The 21,099-nt window shown below is 63.8% G+C and carries 19 protein-coding genes and 4 pseudogenes; 8 read left to right on the forward strand and 15 right to left on the reverse strand.

All coding sequences use genetic code 11. The annotated features are described in order from the left end of the window. Positions 1-71 precede the first annotated feature (71 nt). From CLG85_RS15460 to CLG85_RS15495, 8 genes and pseudogenes are all read left to right on the forward strand, one after another. The gene (locus CLG85_RS15460) at positions 72-1,655 is read left to right on the forward strand and encodes a GMC family oxidoreductase (RefSeq protein ID WP_095880643.1); all 1,584 of its coding nucleotides are present in this window, start codon (positions 72-74) and stop codon (positions 1,653-1,655) included. 320 nt (positions 1,656-1,975) lie between these two features. Continuing rightward, entirely contained in the window at positions 1,976-2,980 is a 1,005-nt protein-coding gene (dctP, locus tag CLG85_RS15465; RefSeq protein WP_095880642.1) for a TRAP transporter substrate-binding protein DctP, read from the forward strand. Positions 2,981-3,047: 67 nt separating this feature from the next. Further along, positions 3,048-3,539, forward strand: a complete 492-nt coding sequence (locus CLG85_RS15470) for a TRAP transporter small permease (protein ID WP_095880641.1) — start codon at positions 3,048-3,050, stop codon at positions 3,537-3,539. A 3-nt stretch (positions 3,540-3,542) separates the two neighbouring features. Beyond that, positions 3,543-4,841 carry a TRAP transporter large permease gene (locus tag CLG85_RS15475; RefSeq protein WP_260349536.1) on the forward strand — a complete coding sequence of 433 codons (1,299 nt, stop codon included), beginning with the start codon at positions 3,543-3,545 and terminating at the stop codon, positions 4,839-4,841. 22 nt (positions 4,842-4,863) lie between these two features. Then, positions 4,864-5,782 (forward strand): annotated as a pseudogene (locus tag CLG85_RS15480) (dihydrodipicolinate synthase family protein). A 4-nt stretch (positions 5,783-5,786) separates the two neighbouring features. Beyond that, a complete protein-coding gene (locus tag CLG85_RS15485; RefSeq protein WP_260349537.1) occupies positions 5,787-7,292 on the forward strand; it encodes an aldehyde dehydrogenase in 1,506 nt (501 codons plus the stop codon). A gap of 94 nt (positions 7,293-7,386) precedes the next feature. Beyond that, the gene (locus CLG85_RS15490; RefSeq protein ID WP_260349539.1) at positions 7,387-8,733 is read left to right on the forward strand and encodes an NAD(P)/FAD-dependent oxidoreductase; all 1,347 of its coding nucleotides are present in this window, start codon (positions 7,387-7,389) and stop codon (positions 8,731-8,733) included. A gap of 56 nt (positions 8,734-8,789) precedes the next feature. Further along, on the forward strand, positions 8,790-9,719 hold the full coding sequence (locus tag CLG85_RS15495; protein WP_217989722.1) for a LysR substrate-binding domain-containing protein: 930 nt from the start codon (positions 8,790-8,792) through the stop codon (positions 9,717-9,719). 82 nt (positions 9,720-9,801) lie between these two features. Here CLG85_RS15495 and CLG85_RS27770 read toward each other — a convergent pair. The 15 genes and pseudogenes from CLG85_RS27770 to CLG85_RS15570 form a co-directional block, all read right to left on the reverse strand. After that, positions 9,802-9,855: pseudogene (locus tag CLG85_RS27770) on the reverse strand (serine dehydratase beta chain); the annotation flags it as partial. Between the two features lie 20 nt (positions 9,856-9,875). Continuing rightward, positions 9,876-10,094, reverse strand: a pseudogene (gene glyA, locus CLG85_RS27450) (serine hydroxymethyltransferase); the annotation flags it as partial. A gap of 247 nt (positions 10,095-10,341) precedes the next feature. After that, positions 10,342-11,055 (reverse strand): LrgB family protein, encoded by a 714-nt coding sequence (locus CLG85_RS15510; protein ID WP_095881441.1) that lies wholly within the window; start codon positions 11,053-11,055, stop codon positions 10,342-10,344. Between the two features lie 5 nt (positions 11,056-11,060). Beyond that, a complete protein-coding gene (locus CLG85_RS15515; protein ID WP_095881435.1) occupies positions 11,061-11,420 on the reverse strand; it encodes a CidA/LrgA family protein in 360 nt (119 codons plus the stop codon). Between the two features lie 101 nt (positions 11,421-11,521). Further along, positions 11,522-12,274, reverse strand: coding sequence for an alpha/beta fold hydrolase (locus CLG85_RS15520; protein ID WP_095881434.1), 753 nt, complete (start codon positions 12,272-12,274; stop codon positions 11,522-11,524). 7 nt (positions 12,275-12,281) lie between these two features. After that, positions 12,282-12,752: an RbsD/FucU domain-containing protein gene (locus CLG85_RS15525; RefSeq protein WP_217989721.1), complete on the reverse strand. Its 471-nt coding sequence runs from the start codon at positions 12,750-12,752 to the stop codon at positions 12,282-12,284. 2 nt (positions 12,753-12,754) lie between these two features. Further along, complete coding sequence (locus CLG85_RS15530; RefSeq protein WP_311735002.1) at positions 12,755-14,125, reverse strand: N,N-dimethylformamidase beta subunit family domain-containing protein; 1,371 nt, start codon at positions 14,123-14,125, stop codon at positions 12,755-12,757. Then, positions 14,079-14,813 carry a LamG domain-containing protein gene (locus CLG85_RS15535; protein ID WP_260349545.1) on the reverse strand — a complete coding sequence of 245 codons (735 nt, stop codon included), beginning with the start codon at positions 14,811-14,813 and terminating at the stop codon, positions 14,079-14,081. Before CLG85_RS15535 ends, CLG85_RS15530 begins: the two co-directional genes overlap by 47 nt. A 73-nt stretch (positions 14,814-14,886) precedes the next feature. After that, positions 14,887-16,077 (reverse strand): sugar ABC transporter permease, encoded by a 1,191-nt coding sequence (locus tag CLG85_RS15540; protein WP_095881432.1) that lies wholly within the window; start codon positions 16,075-16,077, stop codon positions 14,887-14,889. Positions 16,078-16,100: 23 nt separating this feature from the next. Then, entirely contained in the window at positions 16,101-16,481 is a 381-nt protein-coding gene (locus tag CLG85_RS15545; protein ID WP_260349546.1) for an ATP-binding cassette domain-containing protein, read from the reverse strand. After that, positions 16,462-16,863: an ATP-binding cassette domain-containing protein gene (locus CLG85_RS15550; protein ID WP_260349547.1), complete on the reverse strand. Its 402-nt coding sequence runs from the start codon at positions 16,861-16,863 to the stop codon at positions 16,462-16,464. The genes CLG85_RS15545 and CLG85_RS15550 overlap by 20 nt, the downstream gene beginning before the upstream one ends. Positions 16,864-16,884: 21 nt before the next feature. Then, positions 16,885-17,979, reverse strand: a complete 1,095-nt coding sequence (locus CLG85_RS15555; RefSeq protein WP_176476522.1) for a substrate-binding domain-containing protein — start codon at positions 17,977-17,979, stop codon at positions 16,885-16,887. 157 nt (positions 17,980-18,136) lie between these two features. After that, positions 18,137-19,306, reverse strand: a pseudogene (locus CLG85_RS15560) (aspartate ammonia-lyase); the annotation flags it as partial. A 31-nt stretch (positions 19,307-19,337) separates the two neighbouring features. After that, complete coding sequence (locus tag CLG85_RS15565) at positions 19,338-19,526, reverse strand: hypothetical protein (protein ID WP_260349549.1); 189 nt, start codon at positions 19,524-19,526, stop codon at positions 19,338-19,340. A 69-nt stretch (positions 19,527-19,595) separates the two neighbouring features. After that, the gene (locus tag CLG85_RS15570; protein WP_095881429.1) at positions 19,596-21,080 is read right to left on the reverse strand and encodes an aldehyde dehydrogenase family protein; all 1,485 of its coding nucleotides are present in this window, start codon (positions 21,078-21,080) and stop codon (positions 19,596-19,598) included. Positions 21,081-21,099: the final 19 nt, after the last annotated feature.

A 21,099-nucleotide genomic window follows, 5' to 3' on the forward strand; every position in this document is an offset into this window, starting at 1 on the left:
CCTTTAAGCAAGGGCTCTCCTATGGTTCAGCCGCCCCCCGAGCATTCGGACCATTAAGCGGAGAGCAGATCATGCAGAGCGTCGATTACGTCATTGTTGGGGGCGGCTCCACCGGATGCGTGGTGGCTTCCCGCCTGAGTGAAAACCAGTCCTGCGAAGTCGCGCTTCTCGAAGAAGGTCCGCGCGACCGCAATCCGTACATTCACATCCCCGGCGCGTACTACAAGACGGCGCAAGGGCCCTTGCTGAAACGGTACGAATGGGAAGCGCGGCCGGAACAACAGCGTCCTGAGCGCGAAACCATGGTCCAGGCGCGTGTGCTGGGCGGCGGCAGCTCCGTCAATGCGATGATCTACATCCGCGGGAACCCGCAGGACTATGACGGCTGGGCCAGCGCAGGAGCCGAAGGTTGGTCCTACGAGGACGTGTTGCCCTATTTCCGCAAGTCCGAAAGCAACAACCGCTTCGCCGGCGAGACCCACGGGACCGATGGACCGCTGAAGGTCTCAGATATCGACTCGATCCATCCCCTGACCCGGGCCTGGCTCCAAGCCTGTCAGCAACAGGGCCTACCCTTCAATCCGGACTTCAACAGCGGCACGCAGGCCGGAACGGGGTTGTACCAGATCACCTCGCGCGGGCGGCGGCGGTCTTCGGCGGCGGTGGCCTATCTGCACCCGGCGCTTGCGCGTCGGAACCTTCAGGTGAAAACGGGCGCGCAGGTGACCCGTGTCATCGTCGAGAATGGCCGCGCAACCGGCGTTGAATTCCTGCAGGGCGGCAAGCGCCGGGTCCTGATGGCACGGGAGGAGGTCATCTTGAGTGCCGGTGCCGTCGCGACGCCGCATCTGATGATGCGTTCCGGCCTCGGTCCGGCGGACGTGTTGCAGCGCCATGGTATCGCGGTGCAACAGGATCTTCCGGGGGTGGGGCAGAACCTGCAGGACCACATCGAGATCTCGCTCGTCTACCAACTAAACGGCCCGCACAGCTACGACCGCTACAAGAAACTGCATTGGAAGGCCCTTGCCGGGCTCGAGTACCTGATGTTCGGCAAGGGTCCGGCAGTTTCGAACCTGATCGAAGGCGGCGCCTTCTGGTGGGGCGACAAGAGCGAGGCCCTACCCGATTGCCAGTTCTTTCTGGTCTGCGGCGCCGGTATCGAGGAAGGCGTCGATGGTGTCCCCGGCGGCAATGGCTGTACGGTGAACCTTGGACAGGTCCGTCCCTACTCGCGCGGCGAAGTCACCTTGCGCAGCGGCGACTCCGAGGCCGCCCCGATCATTCGCCCGAACTATTTCGGAGATCCGCGCGATCTGGAGGCGGTCACCGATGCCACGCTCTTCGCAATGGACGTGATGGAGCAGCCCGCAATCTCCCGCTTTGTCGAACGGCGCCACGTTCCGGATGCCACGCGCAGCACGCGCGACAGCATCCGGCAGTTCTGCCAGCGCGAAGCACACGCCGCGCTGCACCCCTGCGGCACTGCCCGAATAGGGAAAGACAACATGGCGGTGGTCGACCCCTCGTTGCGCGTGCACGGGGTGGACGGGCTCCGCGTTGCCGACGCATCGGTGATGCCGAACATCGTCTCGGGAAATTTGAACGCCGTCTGCATGATGATCGGGGAAAAGGCGGCAGATCTGATGAGCTGATGCGAGCATCCGCATCGCCGCCAAATGGTGCCCCGCGATCCGGATAGGTCGCGGGGCAACCGCGCATCTAGGCCCCCCATCTGACCCTTCGCGCCTCAGACAGCACCGGAGACCTCTGGGTTCGCCTTCGAAAGTTTGCCTCGGGCCGGTGCTACTGCTCGGCATTTCCGGCTCCTAACGATCCGTACATGCTACACTTTTGTAACGTCATAAGTTTCAGCTTATGCCTTGCCCGCCGAAATTGTCGTTTGCGACAAGGCCCCCTCTGCCGCGACATCATCGTCACACAAAGAACCATAATTTCGCTAGCAGGGAGCACCATGAAACAAATATTCGCATCTGCCGCAGCCATCGCAATCTTCGCATCACTCGGCAGCGCCGCCTTCGCCGCCGGCGAGCACCGCCTCGTGCTGACCAGCGAGGCCGGCGACCGCGAGAGCCCTGTGGGCAAGGCCATGACCACCTGGGCCGAAAAGATCGGCGAGAAGTCCGACGGCCGCATCCGCGTCGATGTGTTCTTCCAGGGCGAGCTTGGCGGCCAGCAGGAGCTCTTCGACCAGTTCGTGCGCGGCAACGTCGACATGATGATCACCTGGCCGCAGACCTCCTATGACCAGCGCATGTCGGTGATGTTCACGCCCTACCTCGTGATGGGCTGGGACGACGCGATCGAAAGCTACGCCGAAGACGGCTGGGTCAGCGAGGTCGTACAGCCGATCTACAACGACATGGGCCTGCATTACTTCGGCCCCTTCCCCGAGGGCTTCGGCGGCATCGCCACAAAGGGCGCCTATGCCACCTCCTTCGAGGACGCGCAGGGCATGAAGGTCCGCTCGCAGCCGATCTTCCCGCTGCCGCAGACCGTCCAGGCAATGGGCTTCCAGGCTGTGCCGATCGACTGGTCCGAGGTCTATACCTCGATCCAGACCGGCGTGGTCGATGGCGACAGCTCGAACGTGATCTACTGGGACGTCGAATACTTCGGTGACCAACTCGACTACTTCGTGCAGTCCTCGCACAACTTCTCGACCTTCTACCTGCTGATGAACGAAGGCAGCTGGAGCAACCTCGACGAAGAGGATCAGGGCATACTGAGCGACGCCGCCAGCGAGGTGATCACCACGCAGTTCCAGGCGGCCCGCGCCGAGGACGAGAAGTGGATCAAGACGGCGCAGGAGCGCGGCATGGAATACATCGTGCCGACCGCCGAGCAAAAGGGCGCCTGGGTCGAGCGCGTCCGCGCCGAGGTCTGGCCGCAGATCGAAGAGGTCGTCGGCACCGAGATCATGGACAAGGTCCGCGCCAACGCCTCGACCCCCGAGTAAGGCCGCCGTCCGGGCGCAGGCACGCCCTGCGCCCGCTCCCCTCCCTCTATGCAAGGATCCGGAGATCATGGTGCCCTTTCTGTCCCGTCTCGATCAGCTTCTCGGTTTCGTGCTGAAAGCCGTCGTCGTGCTGACCGGTCTCGCCGTCGCGGTGATGCTGGTGGTCGGCATCTTCTTTCGCTCGGCGCTCGAGCACCCGGTGTTCGGGCTCGAAGAGATCGTCCTCTTCAGCGTGATGTGGTTCTACATGTGCGGCGCGGTGCTCGCCTCGCGCGAGCGCTCGCATCTCGCCGCGGACTTCATGTCGGTCATGGTGAGCGATCCGCGCAAGCTGCGGATCATCGGCACCGTGACCACCGCCATCTCGCTCGTGCTGGCGATCTTCTTCACCGCCTGGGCCTGGAGCCTCGTCTCCTGGGGCATCGAGCGCGGCCAGAGCACGCCGGTCTTCTCGCTGCCGATGTGGGTCAGCCAGGCCAGCCTGCTCTTCGCGGCGGTCTGCTTCGTTCTCTACCTCGCGCGGGACCTGGTCCGCGACCTCAGCGGCAAGGAGTACTGACCGATGGGAGCCGTCTACGCAATTCTCGCCGTCGTGGCGCTCATGATGCTGGGCGTGCCGGTGGTGTTCTCCTTTGCCGCCATGACGCTGGTGCTGTCGCTGGCCTATGACGTCGATATCTCGTCGCTGATGACCACCGGCTTCTGGTCGGTCAACTCGATCATCCTCACTGCGCTGCCGCTCTTCGTGATGACCGGCTACCTGATGCAGTCGGGCGGGCTGGCGCGGCGGCTGGTGGAATTCGTCGAGACCCTCGTCGGGCGCTCGCGCACCGGCATGGGCACCTCGATGGTGGTGGCCTGCGGCGTCTTCGGAGCGATCTCGGGCACCGGCTCGGCGGCAGTCGCCTCGATCGGGTCGATCATGATCGACCCGATGGAAAAGCACGGCTACAGCCGCGGCTACACCTCGGCGCTGCTCGGCATCTCGTCGCTGCTGGGGCTGCTGATCCCGCCGTCGATCACCATGATCCTCTTTGCCGTGGTCACCAAGCAATCGGTCGCCGCCTGCTTCCTCGCCACCATCGGCCCGGGCATCCTGCTAATGATCGTGCTCTCGGTGCTGAACGCGCTGCACGTCAGGCGCACGGGCGGCAACAGCAAGGACGTGATGAGCTGGGCGGTGCGCGCTCGCGCCATCGGCTCGGACGGCTGGAAGGCCGCCCCCGCCCTGCTCCTGCCGGTGCTGATCCTCGGCGGCATCTACGGCGGCATCTTCACCCCCACCGAAGCCGCAGCGCTCTCGGTCGTCTACGCCATCCCCGTCGGCTTCTTCGTCTACCGCGAGCTGACGCTGAAGAGCCTGTTCTCGGCGGTGGTCGAGGCGGCGACAACCACGGGCGTCATCATGATCATCCTGGTTTTCAGCTTCGTCGCCTCGCGCATCTTCACCTTCGAGCGCGTGCCGCAGGCGCTGACCGACCTGCTGCTCGGCACCTTCGAGAGCCCCATTCTGATCCTGCTTCTGGTCAACGTCTTCCTGATCCTGCTCGGCATGATCATGGACGACGTCAGCGTGATCGCCATCATCAGCCCGCTGGTGGTGCCGGTGATGCAGTCGATCGGCGTCGACCCGGTGCATTTCGCCGCGATCATCGGCACCTCGGTGGTGATTGGCGCGAACAGCCCGCCGATGGCCCCAATCCTCTTCATGGCCTGCCGCGTCGGCAAGGTCGGGATGAAGGACGTGATCCGCCCCGCGCTCTTTTTCATGACCTTCGCCGCGCTCCCCGTCATGCTGGTGACGACCTACTGGCCGGACCTCTCGCTCTTCCTGCCGCGCGCCGCCGGCTACCTGCCCTGATCTCCTTCCGAAAGGTGACACCATGACCTTCAGACTGACACTCGAGGGGATCTACACCCCGCTCGTTACCCCGCTGAACGCGGACGGCTCGTTCAACCTGGGTCGCCTCGCCGACCTCGTGGAGCACCTCATCGAAAAGGGTGTGCACGGCCTGATCTCGGGCGGCTCTACCGGCGAGAACTACGCGCAGACCGTCGAAGAACGGCTGCAGCTGGCGAAGTTCATCACCGAGGCCAGCAAGGGCCGCCTGCCGGTCATCATCGGCACCGGCGCCATGCGCACCGAGGACAGCCTTGCGCTGGCCAGGGGCGCGCGAGAGATGGGCGCCGATGCGCTGCTGCTCGGGACGCCCCCCCTACTCGGTGCCGACCGAGCGCGAGAACGCGCTGAACGCTCTGGCCATCGACCGTGCCGCCGACCTGCCGATCATCCTCTACAACTACCCCGGCCGGATGGGCGTCAACATGGGCGAGGAGTTCCTCAACCGCGTCTGCCGCTCGCGCAACGTGATCGGCATCAAGGAAAGCTCGGGCGACATCAACCGCGTCCACCTGCTGGCCCGCGACTACCCGCACATCCAGATGTCCTGCGGCATGGACGACCAGGCGCTGGAGTTCTTCGCCTGGGGCGCGCGCAGCTGGATCTGCGCCGGCTCGAACTTCCTGCCCGAGGAACACGTCTACCTCTACGAGACCTGCGTGGTGAACGGCGACTTCGTGAAGGGCCGCAGGATCATGTCGGCGATGATGCCGCTGATGCGTGTGCTCGAGCAGGGCGGCAAGTTCATCCAATGCGTCAAGCACGGCACCAGCGTGCAGGCGGTGCCCACCGGCGGCATGCGCCCGCCGCTCAAGGGGCTCAACATCGACGAGAAGCGCGAGCTCGAACAGGTGATCCGCGTGCTCAAGACCACCATCGCAGACATCAAGGCAGGGAACTGATCCTATGACCGATCTTCTGACCAAGGCTGAATACACAGCCCTCGCCAAGTCCCTCGACCTGCCGGTGAACGCCTTCATCGACGGCAGCTTCCGCCCGGCGCAGTCGGGCAAGACCTTCGAGACGGTGAACCCCGCCACCGGCGCCAAGCTGGCCGATGTGGCCGCCTGCGACCCCGAGGACGTGGATTTCGCCGTCGCCAAGGCCCGCGACGCATTCGAGGACGGGCGCTGGTCGCGCCTGCATCCGGGCGAGCGGAAGGAGGTGCTGCTGAAGCTGGTCAAGCTGCTCGAACGCAACCAGCCCGAGCTGGCCGTGCTGGAAAGCATCGACAGCGGCAAGCCGGTCTACGACTGCGCTACCACCGACATCCCCGAGACCATCCACTGCCTCAAGTGGCACGCCGAGCTGATCGACAAGATATACGATCAGGTCGCCCCGTCCTCGGACAGCCATATCGCGCTGGTCGTGCGCGAGGCGGTGGGCGTGGTCGGCCTCGTGCTGCCGTGGAACTTCCCGTTGCTGATGCTGGCGTGGAAGATCGGCCCGGCGCTGGCCGCGGGCTGTTCGGTGGTGGTCAAGCCGGCGGCCGAGACCTCGCTCTCGACGCTGCGCCTCGCCGAGCTGGCGATGGAGGCCGGCCTGCCCGCGGGCGTGCTGAACGTGGTGACCGGCAGCGGCGCCGAGGTCGGCGAGCCGCTGGGCCGTCACCCCGATGTCGACATGGTCTCCTTCACCGGCTCGACCGCGACCGGCCGGCGCTTCCTGCACTATTCGGCCGACAGCAACCTCAAGGAAGTCGTGCTCGAGATGGGCGGCAAGAACCCCTGCATCGTGCTCGACGACGCCGAGAACCTCGACGTGGTCGCGGCGCATGTGGTCAACGGCGCGTTCTGGAACATGGGCGAGAACTGCTCGGCGGCGTCGCGGCTGATCGTGCAGTCGGGCGTCAAGGCGAAGCTGCTCGAGAAGGTTGCCGCCCATGCCCGCGAATGGCCCGTCGGCGATCCGCTCGACCCCGAGACCCGCATCGGCGCGCTGGTGTCGAAGGCGCATTACGACAAGGTCGCGGGCTATCTCGGCAAGGTCGGCAAGGGCAAGGTGGTGATCGGCGGCGAAGCCAACGGCACCCATGTCTCGCCCACCGTCGTCGAGATCCCCGGCAACGACCACGTGCTCGCCCGAGAAGAGATCTTCGGGCCGATCCTGTCGGTGATCGAGGTCGGCAGCTTCGAGGAGGCGATCCGCGTCGCCAATGACACCGACTACGGGCTTGCGGCCTCGATCTTCACGTCGAACGCCAAGCGCGCCATCCGCGGCGCGCGGATGATCAAGGCGGGCACCGTCACCGTGAACAGCTTCGGCGAGGGCGACATCTCGACCCCCTTCGGCGGCTACAAGCAGTCGGGCTTCGGCGGGCGCGACAATTCCATCCACGCGCATGACCAGTACACCCAGCTGAAGACGATCTGGATCGACCTGAGCGATGACGCCGGCGACGCTGTCGACTGACCCTCCCCGCGGGGGCGGCACTCTGCCCGCCCCCGCCGCCCTTGCCCACCTCAATACCCCCGTGGGCCCCGGCCCCGGTTTCGGGAGTTTGCCCATGTCTCGAAGCTACACCGCCCGCCGCACCCCGCGGCACACCGGGGCCGCCGCCTGGGACGCGATCCTCGGCCCGCGCGCGCACCATGCGCCGCTGCAGGGCACGCAGACCTGCGATGTCGCGGTGATCGGCGGCGGCTTCGCCGGGCTCAGCGCCGCGCGCCGCCTGCACCAGCTGGCGCCGCAGGCAAGGATTGCGCTCATCGACGCCGGCCGCATCGGTCAGGGCGCTTCGGGGCGCAATTCCGGTTTCATGATCGACCTGCCGCACGAGCTGACCTCGGACAATTACGCCGGCGAGACCAAGGCCCAGGACCGGCGGGTCATCCGCACCAACCGCGCCGCCATCGCCTTTGCCGCCGAGGCGGTGGACGAGCTTGGCATCTCGTCCGAGTTCTTCCGCCGCGACGGCAAGGTCAACGGCGCCGCCTGTGACAAGAGCCACCGCCAGAACCTCTCCTATGCCGCCCATCTCGCCACGCTGGACGAGCCGCATGAGGCGCTCGACGCCCAGGCTATGTTCGAGCTGACCGGCAGCCGCCACTACCTGTCGGGGCTCTACACGCCGGGCACGGTGATGCTGCAACCCGCCGGCTACGTCCGCGGCCTCGCCGCCGGTCTGGCCCGCCACATCCGCATCTTCGAGGACAGTTCGGTGCTGTCGCTGGACCGCGGCAACGGCGCCTGGACCCTGCGCAGCCACGCAGGGGAGCTGCACGCCGGCCAGGTCATCATGGCCACCAACGGCCATCTCGAGAGCTTCGGCTTCCTGCGCAACCGACTTATGCACATCTTCCTCTTCGCCTGCATGACCGAAGAGCTCCCGCCCGAGGCGCTGCAGCGTCTCGGCGGCGCGCCCTGCTGGGGCATCACCCCCTCCGATCCGATGGGCACCACGCTGCGCCGGATCAGCACCGGCCAGGGCGGCAACCGCATCGTCACCCGCACCATCGCCACGATGGAGCCGGGCATGGAAACCACCCCGGCACAGATGCGCCGCGCCGAGCGCGTCATGCGCCAGAAATTCGCCGACCGCTTCCCACAGCTTACCGGGGTGAAGATGGCACATGGCTGGTCCGGGCACCTGTGCCTGTCGCGCAACCACGTCTCGGTCACCGGCCAGCTCGACGACGGGCTCTTCGCCGCCTGCTGCCAGAACGGCCTTGGCACCGCCCGCGGCACGCTGACCGGGATCTGCGCCGCCGAACAGGCGCTTGGCCACGAGAGCGAGATCACCCGCTTCTTCGCGACGGAGCCGGGGCCAACCCGTCTGCCGCCCGCACCCCTTGCCAGGATCGGGGCGAACATGTTCATTCGGTGGCGCGAGCATCAGGCGCGCAGCGAGTGACGATCCGGCGAAAGGCGAGGCTGGCGATGACAGGCACCCCGAAGCAGTCGCGCTCCGTGAGACGCAGGTTCCTGCCCTCGCTCGGCTCCTTCGCGACCTTCGAGGTGGCGGCCAAGCACCTCTCCTTCACCCAGGCCGCGACCGAACTCAACGTGACGCAGGCGGCGATCAGCCAGCAGATTCGCGCGCTCGAGAAGGGGCTCGGCGCACGGCTCTTTCATCGCCAGCACAACGCGCTCGAACTGACGCAGGAGGGGCGCACGCTGCTGGCGGCGGTGACGCTCGGGCTCGACGCGCTGGCCGATGCCGCCGCGCGGGTCGGCCAGTCGGCCGACGAGAGCACGATCACTTGCGCGGGCACCAATGCCGCCATCACCTTCTGGTTCCGCCCCATGGCCGCGCGGTTCCGCCAGAGCCACCCGGGCACCCGCTTCGTGCTGCTGTCTTCGGACGAAAACGACACGCTCTCAAATTTCGAGGAGGTGGACATGGCGCTGATCTGCGGCAACGACCGCAGGCCGCCGGGCGAGGACATGATCCCGCTCTTCCGCGAGACCGTCACCCCGGTCTGCGCGCCCTCCTACCTCGAGCGCTTCGGTACGCTCACCAGCCTCGACGACCTGCAGAGCGCGGGCCTCATGGAGCTCCACCGCATGCACTGGGCCAGCGAGGCTATCGCCTGGTATCCGCTGAGCTGGGACGACTGGTTCCGCGAGCACCTGCCCGAGGCCGAGCCCCCGCGCCCGGTCCTGACCACCAACAACTATGCGACGCTGACCGAGGCGGCGCTCGACGGCGAGGGCATCATGCTGGGCTGGCACCACCTCGTCGAGGACCTTGTCCAGCAAGGACGGCTGGTGCGGCTCTTCGACGAGACCCTCGACAGCGGCCGGGTCTACTACCTGAAGCGCAACCCCGCGCGCCTAGATGCACCCCATGTCGAGGACTTCGCAAAGATGCTCTCTGAGACATGGCGCGTATCCTGAGGGTGCGTGAGCTCAAACACCTTCCTTGCACCTCACCCAGCGCCAAAAGACCGAGAAGGCGGTTTCCTGCGTCTGCTGATTGCGACATCGGACCCATCGTATGTGACGACGAGGGCCCGATGCCGATCTTGAAGACATCAAGGACCTAGAGGACCCTCACGCGCTGTAGATCGGGAAATCGGCGCAGAGCGCGCAGACTGCCTCGCGCACCATCGCCTCGCCCTCGGCGTTGCCTTCGGGATCGTGCGACAGAGCGTCGATCACCCGCAGGATCAGCCCGCCGATCAGTTCGAACTCGGCCTCGCGGAAGCCGCGCGTGGTGCCCGCCGAGGTGCCGAGCCGGATGCCCGAGGTGACGAAGGGCTTCTGCGGATCGTTGGTGACCTGCCCCCCGCGAAATCCCTCACCGTAATGTAGAGTCTGCGCCGGGATAATCGCGGCCGAGCTGCTTCATGCCAGATGAAAAAGGTCAACGAGCACAGGCAGTGCAGGCCATTGCAAAACCCGCGATGCGTACGTCAAAACGTCCCATCCGATGACCGAAAAGATCATATCAGGATCAATAGATTTCGACGCAAGAGTACACCCCCGAAGAACCCTTCGGAGGCGCAACCCAAGTCCGCTACAGCCACCCCACCAGTACCGGTACCAGGAAGCTTGTCAGTACCGCGTTCAGCGCCATTCCGATACCGGCATAGGCGCCGGCGACAGGGTTCACCTGAAACGCGCGAGCCGTCCCGATGCCATGCGCAGCAACACCAACTGCAAAGCCGCGTGCGCGCCAGTCCCTGATGCCGAGTGCGTCCATCAGCGGCGTGATGGTGATCGCCCCAATGATCCCTGTCAGGATCACAAGCGTGGCTGTCAAAGTTGGCAATCCCCCAAGCGCTTCCGAAATCCCCAGTGCCACCGGGGCTGTTGTGGACTTGGGTGCGAGTGACAGGACAACCACATCCGGCAACCCCAGGAGCTTGGCGATCAGGATCGCCGAGGTGGCAGCGACAACAGACCCGACGAACAATGCGGCAAGGAGCGACGCTTTCGCGCGGCGTATGGTCTCCATATTGTCATTGAGCGGCAGGGCCAAGGCAACGGTCGCCGGTCCGAGGAGGAAGTGAATGAACTGCGCACCTTCGAAATAAGTCGCGTAATCTGTCCCGCTGAAGGACAGCACAGGTGCGATGAGCAGAACCGAAAGAAGAACCGGATTGGCCCAGGGCTTGCGGGCCACGCGCGCAGAGCACCAGTCTGCAAACGCGTATGCCGCCAATGTGGCGGTGAGCCAGAGCAATGGCCGAGCGCTGAGATAGCTCCAGATGTCGGTGATGTCGTTCAGGTTCTTCATTGGCCAAGCTGCCCCTGCAGCCGCTGAACGGCCAGGAAGGTTGCCACCGATGCCAATATCGCCAGGAGCGTGCTCGCAACCAAAGCCACCGAAATGGCAAACCACCCTGCGCTCAGAAGCTCGAGATTGGCCATGACGCCGACACCCGCCGGAACAAAGAGCAGTGAAAGCAGACCGAGGAGTGCTGTGATTGCAGGCCGCAAGCGTTCGACCATCTGCGGCCGCGCGCGGAAGAGAATGAAGAGGAATGCCATGCCGAACACGGGCCCCGGAACGGGGAGCGCAAAGCCACGCGCGATGGCTTCTCCAGCAAGCTGAAGGGTCAGGAGGAGCAGAAACGACCGGACAAAGATCATGGGAGGAAGTGTCCTTTAACGAGAAAAAGCAGCCCGCCGGGAGGAGCGGGACTGCTGAGATGTCTTATTGAAAGCGGCAGCTGCGCTGCGCCTGAGGCGGACTAGTCGTCCAAAACCCAGTCCGCAATTTCGGCTGCGACTTCCACGTGGGAAGTGTCGTTCAGAAGATCATGGTAGGCGTCGGGAAAGACCTTCGAAGTTGCCGAGGGCAGGCGAGCCTCGCATCGAGAGATAACTTCCGCCGGGCACAGGAAGTCGTGGTCTCCCGCAACGAGCAAGACCGGAACGTTAAGTTCTGACAAGCGTTCGCTAAGGCCATGCGACGGATCGAGCACCCGCATAGCGTGCGGGAACTCGGCGAGCGCGTCGAAGCCGAGCGGATCGTGCTCCAGCTCATCGAGGTAGAAAGGGTCTTTCGACATGATCGCTTCGGGCAAGCTTGCCTGTTGCGCCGGAGAGATGCCGTCCAGAGGCATGCCGCTGAGGACAAGTTTCGTCACCTGCTCGGCATGATCAAGTGTGAGCGCAAGCGCGGTGATCGCCCCCATGGAGTGTCCAATGACGAAACAAGGTCGATTGGGCGCTTCATCTCGGAGCTCTTCCAAGCAAAGCTTGGCATTCTCCACCAGATGCGCGAGTGCCTCCGGGTTTCCCCGCTCGCCATCCGATTGTCCATGGCCTATCGCATCGGGAGCGAGCACCTCAATCCCGCGCGCGACCAGCGCGTTTGCGAACCTGTGGTAGTGCCCGGAATGCTCACCATAGCCATGAAGGAGCAGCGCGTGCGCCTTGGGCGCGCTTGCCTTCCAGTGCCGGAAAAAGATCTTGCGCGGCGAAACGGTCAGATAAGGCATGCTGGCCTCAAATTCCGTTAATGATCATGTCGATCGGGATATCCGCGCTGGGATATCCCCCGATCAAAATGACATTCGCGTGGACCCGGTAGTCCCCGGTCTGCACAAACGCCTTACAGCGATCCCGCATGTCGTAATAGTCCGGCATGTATTTCATTTCATGGACGCGGTCTTCTCCGAAAAGACCGACCAGCATGGCGAAGCCATCGGGATTGGCGCTGCGCATGTCTTCCGTGACGATACACGCCTCGATGTCGGCATTGTCGCAGATGACAGGCACGAGATCATCGAGCGAAGGCACACCGGTCACGACCTCGAGATTGATTTGCTCGACGCCGGGGTCGAGCGGCCGCAGAGCCTTTGCGTGGCTCCCGCTTCCCGCATCGGCGACAAAGAGCATTTCACCGTGGCGAAGCTCTGCGAGGATTGCGGCGAGTCGCGGGTTCAACACGCGCGGCCGCTGATTCAAGGTTACCATGATTACTCCTTGGCTGATCGTTGTTCGCTGCCGCGGTTCTCTAGGAACCGGCGCAGGACATTCGTGCTGAGACGGGCGACGTCATTGTCGTAGTCATTGGTCCCCAGGCTCCCGGCCCAACAGATCGAGCCGGTCGAAAAGACCTCTCCTCCCCCTTCGTGGCGCACGAGGACGCAATCCGCGCGCACTGCGGGGTTGGTAGGTCCCGCTTGCCCGGGGCCAACTTCGGTAACGGCGTCCAGCGTCGGGAAGAACAGGTCCTCGTGCCGCGAGGACATCAGGACAATGGTGCCATCGGGCGTTCCGCGCGCCGGGTCGGCGTGATCCATTTCGTCCCCGGCTGCACCCCCCAGAAGATAGCCATGAGCGCCGATCAACTCCCCCTCGATGCCCTCGAATGCCCAGGACGCTTCGGGGGCATAGCTCGCCTCGGTACGTTGGTAGCCCGACGCCCTTCCCCAGCCAGCGGCCGCCATGCCGATGCCGAACACCGGGTTCTGGTCGCGACCACGGTGCCGCCACGCGGCCCCCTGCTTGCCGGTCGTGGCTTGGTGAACCTCCGCCGGATGCGACGTCCAGTTCCGTTGCGCCGCATAGCCTCGGCGCACTTCTATTGCGTCACGGCCCCCGTCCAGAAAATCCGTGACCCAAAAGAAGCCATTGGCCCCCATGTACATGAACCTGCCGCCGGCGTGGATGTAGCCTTCGATCGCGTCCAGGATTGCCTCTGTGGGATATTCTGGGTGCGACCCCGAAACGACGACATCGTAGTGCTTGAGCAGCTCCAGTCCCCGCTCATCGAGGTCCTGCTCGGTCGTCACGTCGAAACGGACGCCGGCTTTCTCGAGCCATCCGGTAATGAAGAAATCCGCCGAAAAGTGCCGGGGGCCGCTGGAGAGCCAGTTCCAGTGGTTGGGCTGCAGGTTCGTGAGCGGCCGAAGGCGCGACGCGTGCATGACGCCGCTGCCGTCCGCATGGCGGTCATACAGCGATCTGCCGAGCCGCGGCTCGTCCTGAAGAAGCTCTTCCGCAGTGTCGAGGCGAATTGGATCGGCCTTTAGGCGCTGGTGTGTCTCACCCCGCTCCCCCTCCCAGAGATGCTCATTGGCATAGGCGAGATAGGTGTTGGTCGGCGCGACAAAGAGAACCCTCGTGGACGGCGTCGTGGGTCTTACGTAGAAGGGCACGAAGAAGGCATCGCCATCTTGTTCCAGCTTCACCGCATAGATTCCGCTGTCAGCGGGGGCTTCGATCGAGAAATCCGTTTCCCACCCCGCGTCATAGAGATCGTCCTCGTGCAGATGCACCGCGTTCCACTGGCCGGGATCATCGGTCCATCGAAGGGTCTGGCGATCCCAGTGCGGCCCGAGCACTGCACGCGCGGGGCGCTGATGCAGGACGCCGTGATTTTCCCGACCGGAGGTATCGACCGCGACGGCTCCCCCCCATGGCCTCGGAGAAGTCGAGATCGAAGAGCGGCGTGCCACCTACAGTGCAGCGGACCTCTGCGACCCGGCCATTCAGCGGCAGAAGGCGGTCTTCGCTTTGACCGATCAGCACTCGCGCGCCGGCGAGCGGGCCATTTAGCGCGGCCTCTACGAGCCTGCCGGCGAGCCCCGCCCGAACCGTCTGACCTTCGATTTGGAGACGCAGGTTGTGCCAGCGGCCAAGTGAAAGCGGGGCCGACACGGTCTCGCGGGTATCGCCCTGGCCCAGAACGAGCTGCCCCTCGACAAGATCAAGGCAGAGATCTCCAAGCTGCACAACGCGTTGCGGGGTGTCTGTCTTCGTTGGGCAGAGCGACAGGCTGATCTCTGTCCGCTCCGACCAGTCCTGACCCGCAACTTCGATTTCGACGTATGAGCCCGGGCAAAGACCCTGATGTCTCGCCTGATGTACTGACCTGTCCCCGATCAGCTCTTCGCGCACTCGTAGGGCGGCGCCGTCCTGCAGGCCGTGGAGCCTGACCAAAGTCGCGGAGACTTCGCCGCGACCGGACATCTTGATTTCCAACGTCTCACCGGGATCGACGGTGAGCTTGTCGCTGTATGCGAGCAGCATAAAGGTTTCCTGATGGTTCAGTGCGAGAGATTAGTCGTCGGGAGAGATGCCCCCCCGACGCCTTCTTTCCTTCTTAGCGCCGCCCGGCCGTCGTGCTGCGTGCGAGGGTCGCGTCTGCGAGGACGGCAAGCACCAGGACGCTCCCCTGCACCAGGAGGCGGGCTTCGGTGCTGGCGTTGATCAGGAACATGCCATTGGCGATCGAGCCAATCACGAGCGCGCCAAGGAGCGCCGACCAGACATTTCCGCGCCCGCCAAACAGGCTGGTGCCCCCGATCACGGCGGCCGCGATCGACTCCAGCAGCAGGGTTTCGTCAGCCGAAGCGGGCGATACACCCAGTACCCGAGCAGAGGCCACCATGCCGCCCACCGCCGTCAGCATGCCCAGCAAGGTGAATGCGCTGATCTTGACGAAGTTCACCGGGATCCCGGCGCGCCGTGTCGCCTCGCGGTTGCCGCCAATACCATAGAGCCAGGTGCCGAAGCGCGTCTGCGTGGTCAGGTAGGAGAAGGCGGTGAACAGGCCAACAAGAATCGCAAGCGGGACCGGAACTCCACGGTAGCTGTCAAAAATCCAAACGGTGAGGAGCGCGGCCGCGAGGATCGCGGCACCGACACCAAGCGCCTTGCCACCATTCGAAGGCAGACCATAAGCGAGGCGCTTGCGATGATCAGCGAGCCTGACGGCAATTACGACGAGTCCGCCCAGCAGCGCGAGCCCGTAGCTCAGGACGCTGGGCAGCTTCCAGGAGAATACCGCCTGAACATCGGTGCCTGCCAGTGCCACCAAGCCACTGCTGGTAGGCAGCAGGATGAGCAGCACGCCCTGCAGCGCAAGCGAGAAGCCGAGCGAGATGATAAAAGCAGGCGCGCCACTGAAGACCACCAGCGAGCCCTGCACCATACCCGTCAATCCGCCCGTGAGCAGGGCGCAGGCCAGCGCAATCGGGAACGGCCAGCCAAGGTTTGCAACCAGAACGCCATTGACACCCGCGCAGACAGCCGAGAGCGCGGCAACAGAGAGGTCGATCTCCGAAACGAGGAGCACCATGACAAGACCAAGTGCGACGATGCTAGTCGTCGTGATCTGGTCAGCGAGGTTGGTCATGTTCTGCGGGGTCAGGAACACCGGGGACAAACTTGCGAAAATTCCCCAGATGACGAGAAGCGACACGACAACAGGGACAACACGCCAGCGGGTGGACAGCGCATCGAGCAACTGCGCACTGACTGGACGAGAACTGCTTGAGACAGCCTGAGACATTTCTGAGTTTCCTTTCAGTCAGCTTACGCTGCGACGCCCGTGATAGCGGCAACGAGACTGCTCCGGTTCCATTCGCTGATCGGCTTGTCGGCAACCTTCTCGCCCAGGCGGAGCACGACGACGCGATCGGCGACGTTGAGCACGTCCGCCAGATCGTGGGAGACAAGGATGATGCCGAGCCCCTGCCCCCGCAGTCGTTCAATCAGAGCGGAGACCTCGGCGCGCTGCGCCACGCCCAGAGCGGCGGTCGGCTCGTCGAGCAGGATGACCTTAGGTCGGGACATCACCGCGCGCGCGATGGCCACCGACTGTCTCTGCCCGCCCGACAGGCTTCCGACCGGCGTGGAATAGTCCCTGATCTTGACGTTGAGCCGCTCGAGCTCCTCATGGGCCCGTTTTTCCATCAGGGGCCGCGACAGGCGGAAAAAGCTGCGCCACCCCCCCCGAAAGTTCACGGCCGAGGAAGAGGTTCTGGACCGTGTCCAGGTTGTCGCAGAGAGCGAGGTCCTGGTAGACGGTCTGAATGCCCAGATCGTTGGCATCTTGCGGGGCGCTCATGGTCGCCGGCTTACCGTCAAACAGGATTTGTCCCTCATCGGCGGCAATGATGCCGCTGATGATCTTAATCATGGTGCTCTTGCCTGCGCCGTTGTCCCCTGCAAGCGCCACAACCTCCCCCGGGGCGACGTCGAAGGACACCCCCGAAAGGGCCGTGACGCCGCCGTAGTGCTTGCCGATGTCCTTGAGAGAGAGGATCGGCATTCTCGAGACGCGGTGGTCGTTCATGTCAATGCGATCTCCCATCGGTCAGTTCGCCTTGCAGAGATCGGTATCAACCGCGATGCCCCCACAGAGCTGCTCCCGCGTGTAGAGACCCGCGTCGAGGACTGCCTCCTGGATTGTCTCGGGCAGGATGACGCTGTTGACAGCGTGGACCTCGGGAAGCCCGCCGGGATAATCGTTGTCATAGGACGTCACGACCATGTCGCCCGGGATTGTCTGGCCCTGCGCCGCCATGATCGACAGCTCGACAGCAAGGCGGTTCATTCCGACGTAGTCCACCGTCATGTCCATCTCCTGCTGGCCCGCGGCGACACGACGGACCCCGGCGATCGACGCATCGTATCCACCGAACAGCTTGACCGAACCGATTGCGGCGGCTTCGACAGCTGCCAGCGCGGCACCCCCGGTATCGTCATTCATCGCAAAGATGCCGTCGACCTGCCCGTCGGTCTTCGCGATGCATTGGGACATCGCGGTCTGGGCCCGCGGCGGCAGCCAAAGCAGAGCATCTGCCTCGCAGACGACTTCAAGCTTGCCGGCTTCGACCAGCGGGTCGAGGATCGGATCAATGCCCTTCACCTGGTCGGTGTAGAACGGGAACTTGGGATCACCGTAGATCTTGGCCAACCGGAACGGCTCGCCGGTCTCCGAGAAATGTTGTTCGATGACTTCGGCTGCCTTTTGCGCCTGCTTCTCGCCGATCTCGATGAACGGCGCTGTCAGATACGCAAAGGCAGGGCCACCATGACATGCGTGCGCCATGCAGATCACCGGAATGCCTGCGTCAGCCGCGAGCGCCAGCGATCCCGCCGCTTGCTTCGGATCGACGGTGATCAGCACAATTGCCTTCGCACCATTCGCGATCGCCGCCTGAACTTGAGAGGTCTGGCGCTGGACATTGTTCTCCGAGTTGAGGACTTCGACCTGGGCATTTGGCATCAGCTCTGCCGCCGCCTTTTCGAAGGCCGGGCGATCGAACTGTTCGAACCTGACCGTCTCCACATCCGGCAGAATGTAGTAGAACTTGCCCGTTACATCTGCGTCTTGCGCGGATGCGGTGACGACCTGCAGGCACAGCGCGGCTGCGCTCACACTGAGGGTGTGAGATTTCCGGATCATGAACCTCTCCATGTTGGGGTGGCGCCTTTTGAGTAAAGCGACATTCTTAGTAAACGTTTTCCTACGCTACCTTAGACGCCCAACCTGTCAATGATTCATCTCCGAAAATCTCATAAAAACTGCCTTACGTAAGTTGTAAGCGTTTTCCTGTTTAGGGCTATTCGCCAGGGATGGCGCGTGACAGCGCGTTTGCAAGGTCCTCCTGCGCAAGACCGGCGAGCTCGGCTGCCACGGTCGCGATGTCGCGGCCCTCGGCATGCGCCGTTTTTGCGATCCGGGTGGCCATTTCGTAGCCGACAAGAGGCACCAATGTCGTCGCGAGCACCAGACTTCCATTGAGAAGTTCAGTGCATCGAGCCTCGTCGGCACGGATACCGGACACACACTTCCGCTGAAGGACACGCATAGCCTGCGACAGGCTCCGAATGGACTCGAGCAGCTTGAACGCGACAATGGGCTCCATGGCGTTCAACTGCAGTTGTCCCGCCTCTGCTGCGAAGGTGATGGTAAGATCATTGCCGATCACCTGATAGGCAACTTGGTTCACCACCTCGGGAATGACAGGGTTGATCTTGCCAGGCATGATCGAAGACCCTGCTTGGACCGGCGGAAGGATGATCTCGCCGATCCCTGCTCGCGGACCACTCGAAAGAAGGCGGAGGTCGTTGCAGATCTTGGAGAGCTTCACCGCGATCCGTTTCAGCACGCTCGAGAAGGTGACAAACGCGCCAAGGTCCGACGAGGCTTCGATCAGATCCGTCGCCGGGACCAGAGGCCAGCCCGAGAGCCGAGCAAGATGCCGTACCGCAATCGGACCGTACCCATCGGGCGCTGTAATGCGCGTGCCGACCGCCGTGCCGCCGAGGTTCACCTCGGTGAGCAGAGAAGACAGCTGCCGTACTCGCGCAATGTCCTCGTCTATGGTGCTGGCAAAGGATCTGAACTCGGCGCCAAGGGTCATCGGCACCGCGTCCTGCAACTGTGTCCTGCCCACCTTGCGGATACTGTCAAACTCGCGGCCCTTCTCGGCGAAGGCCGCGCTCAGGTCGGCCTGTGCCTCGAGCAGTGGCGCGCAGGCGTTAAGGATCGCAAGCCGGATCGCGGTTGGATAGACGTCGTTGGTCGATTGCGAGCGGTTGACATGATCGTTCGGATGAAGGTGGGCGTACTCTCCAGGCTTGTGCCCTAACTTGAGCAACGCGAGGTTTGCGATGACCTCATTGGCATTCATATTCGTCGAGGTTCCGGCTCCGCCCTGCACCATGTCGACGACGAAGTGCTCGTGATGCGCGCCGCCGGTGATTTCCGCACAGACTTCGCGGATGACACTCCCGAGCTCTGGCGCGAGTACACCTAGCTCAACGTTCGTCTGCGCCGCAGCGTTTTTTTACGAGCGCCAGCGCAGACACGAGCTCGGGGAAATGGGCGAGTGTCACGCCGGTCATCGGGAAGTTTTCGACGGCGCGCTGCGTGTGAATACCGTGCAGCGCCTCGGCGGGGAGTTCGAGCGACCCCAGGCCGTCAAGTTCAGTACGAGTCGAGGACATCTTGTCTGGTCTCTTCCAACTGGGAAGGCGCCCCCGGAAGGGAGCGCCTGATCAGGTTTTCGCGATGGATTACAGGGTGTGCGGCAGGACCGGCTGGCGCTTACCAAGCTTGATGAAGGCCGACTTCACCTCAGTGTACTCGAGCAAGCCGTCGATGCCGTTTTCCCGGCCTACACCACTTTGCTTGAAACCGCCGAAGGGCATCTGGACAGACGTCTCAAGGAAGGTATTGACGAAGACCGTCCCCGATTTGAGCCGCCGGGTGATCAGGATGGCTTTGTCGACATCCTTGGTCCACAGACCATTGCCGAGGCCGTAGTTCGTGTCATTGGCGAGCGCCACGGCCTCGTTTTCGGTCTTGAACGTGGTCACGGTCAGAACAGGGCCGAAAATCTCCTCACGGAAGATCCGCATGTCAGGGGTCACGTTCGTGAAGATCGTAGGCTCGACGAAGAAGCCCTTGTCGAGACCGCCCTCGGTGATCCGATTGCCGCCGCAGGCCAGGGTGGCGCCTTCTTGTTTGCCGATCTCGATGTAATCGAGAACCTTCTGCAGATGGCCCTCGTGGATGAGCGCCGATTGATCTGCGGTTTTGTCGAGAGGCAGACCAGTGCGAACTTTGGCGGCGCGCGCGCAGAGCTTTTCGACGAACTCCGCAGCAACGCTTTCCTCGATCAGCAGGCGCGTGCCGCCCACGCATTCCTCACCCTGGTTGAGAATGATCCCGAACAGAACGCCATCGAGTGCGGCATCGAGGTCGGCATCCGCGAAGACGACGTTGGCAGCCTTGCCGCCAAGTTCGAGAGCGCAGCGCTTGACGCTGCGTGCGCATGCCTCGCCGATCGCCTTGCCCACCGGGGTCGAGCCTGTGAACGAGATCATGTCGACCTCAGGATGACTGGTCATCGCGTTGCCGACGACGGAACCGGTGCCGGTCACCACGTTGAAGACACCTGCCGGCAGCCCCGCCTGGGCGCCGAGACGGGCGGCTTCGATTGTCGTTCCCGAGGTCAGCTCGGAAGGCTTGACCACGACGGAACAGCCTGCTGCAAGGGCATAGGGCAGTTTCTGGAAAAGGGTGACCATCGGGAAGTTCCAGGGCGTGATCATCCCGACGACGCCGCGCGGTTCGCGCGACACGAGCCCAAGTGCATTCTGGCCAACGTTCTGGAACGCCTCGCCATGGAGTTGCAGGCCCAAGGATGCCGCATAGCGGGTCATGGCCACGGAATGCTGGATCTCCCCCTTGGCATAAGAGATCGGCTTTCCGGACTCTTCCGCCTCGATCTCGGCCAGACGCTCGAGGTTCTCGAGGATCAGGTCACCCCAGCGGTTTAGGATTGCCGCTTTATCCGTCGCGGGCATCTCGCGCCACGGCCCTTCTTCGAAGGACCGGCGGGCCGCTGTCACCGCGACATTCAGATCCTCGGCGGTGCCTGCCGCGAAGTCGGCCAGATCGCCACCATGGCCCGGCGAGGTTCGACGAATGGTCTCGGACGACGTGCCCGCAGCGTCCGCGCCATCAATGAAGTGGGCGTAGGTACGAAGTGTCATGGTATTTCCTTGTGTTGAT

Source organism: Alloyangia mangrovi (assembly GCF_002300555.2).
Classification (GTDB): Bacteria; Pseudomonadota; Alphaproteobacteria; order Rhodobacterales; family Rhodobacteraceae; genus Salipiger; species Salipiger mangrovi.

Excerpts from the sequence above, each read along its gene's own strand:
- CLG85_RS15470 (WP_095880641.1), top strand. The coding sequence starts at position 3,048 with ATGGTGCCCTTTCTGTCCCGTCTCGATCAGCTTCTCGGTTTCGTGCTG.
- CLG85_RS15490 (WP_260349539.1), top strand. The coding sequence starts at position 7,387 with ATGTCTCGAAGCTACACCGCCCGCCGCACCCCGCGGCACACCGGGGCC.
- CLG85_RS15485 (WP_260349537.1), top strand. The coding sequence starts at position 5,787 with ATGACCGATCTTCTGACCAAGGCTGAATACACAGCCCTCGCCAAGTCC.
- CLG85_RS15520 (WP_095881434.1), bottom strand. The coding sequence starts at position 12,274 with ATGCCTTATCTGACCGTTTCGCCGCGCAAGATCTTTTTCCGGCACTGG.
- CLG85_RS15535 (WP_260349545.1), bottom strand. The coding sequence starts at position 14,813 with ATGCTGCTCGCATACAGCGACAAGCTCACCGTCGATCCCGGTGAGACG.
- dctP (WP_095880642.1), top strand. The coding sequence starts at position 1,976 with ATGAAACAAATATTCGCATCTGCCGCAGCCATCGCAATCTTCGCATCA.
- CLG85_RS15475 (WP_260349536.1), top strand. The coding sequence starts at position 3,543 with ATGGGAGCCGTCTACGCAATTCTCGCCGTCGTGGCGCTCATGATGCTG.
- CLG85_RS15550 (WP_260349547.1), bottom strand. The coding sequence starts at position 16,863 with ATGAACGACCACCGCGTCTCGAGAATGCCGATCCTCTCTCTCAAGGAC.
- CLG85_RS15525 (WP_217989721.1), bottom strand. The coding sequence starts at position 12,752 with ATGGTAACCTTGAATCAGCGGCCGCGCGTGTTGAACCCGCGACTCGCC.
- CLG85_RS15515 (WP_095881435.1), bottom strand. The coding sequence starts at position 11,420 with ATGATCTTTGTCCGGTCGTTTCTGCTCCTCCTGACCCTTCAGCTTGCT.
- CLG85_RS15540 (WP_095881432.1), bottom strand. The coding sequence starts at position 16,077 with ATGTCTCAGGCTGTCTCAAGCAGTTCTCGTCCAGTCAGTGCGCAGTTG.
- CLG85_RS15545 (WP_260349546.1), bottom strand. The coding sequence starts at position 16,481 with ATGGAAAAACGGGCCCATGAGGAGCTCGAGCGGCTCAACGTCAAGATC.
- CLG85_RS15460 (WP_095880643.1), top strand. The coding sequence starts at position 72 with ATGCAGAGCGTCGATTACGTCATTGTTGGGGGCGGCTCCACCGGATGC.
- CLG85_RS15555 (WP_176476522.1), bottom strand. The coding sequence starts at position 17,979 with ATGATCCGGAAATCTCACACCCTCAGTGTGAGCGCAGCCGCGCTGTGC.
- CLG85_RS15565 (WP_260349549.1), bottom strand. The coding sequence starts at position 19,526 with ATGTCCTCGACTCGTACTGAACTTGACGGCCTGGGGTCGCTCGAACTC.
- CLG85_RS15570 (WP_095881429.1), bottom strand. The coding sequence starts at position 21,080 with ATGACACTTCGTACCTACGCCCACTTCATTGATGGCGCGGACGCTGCG.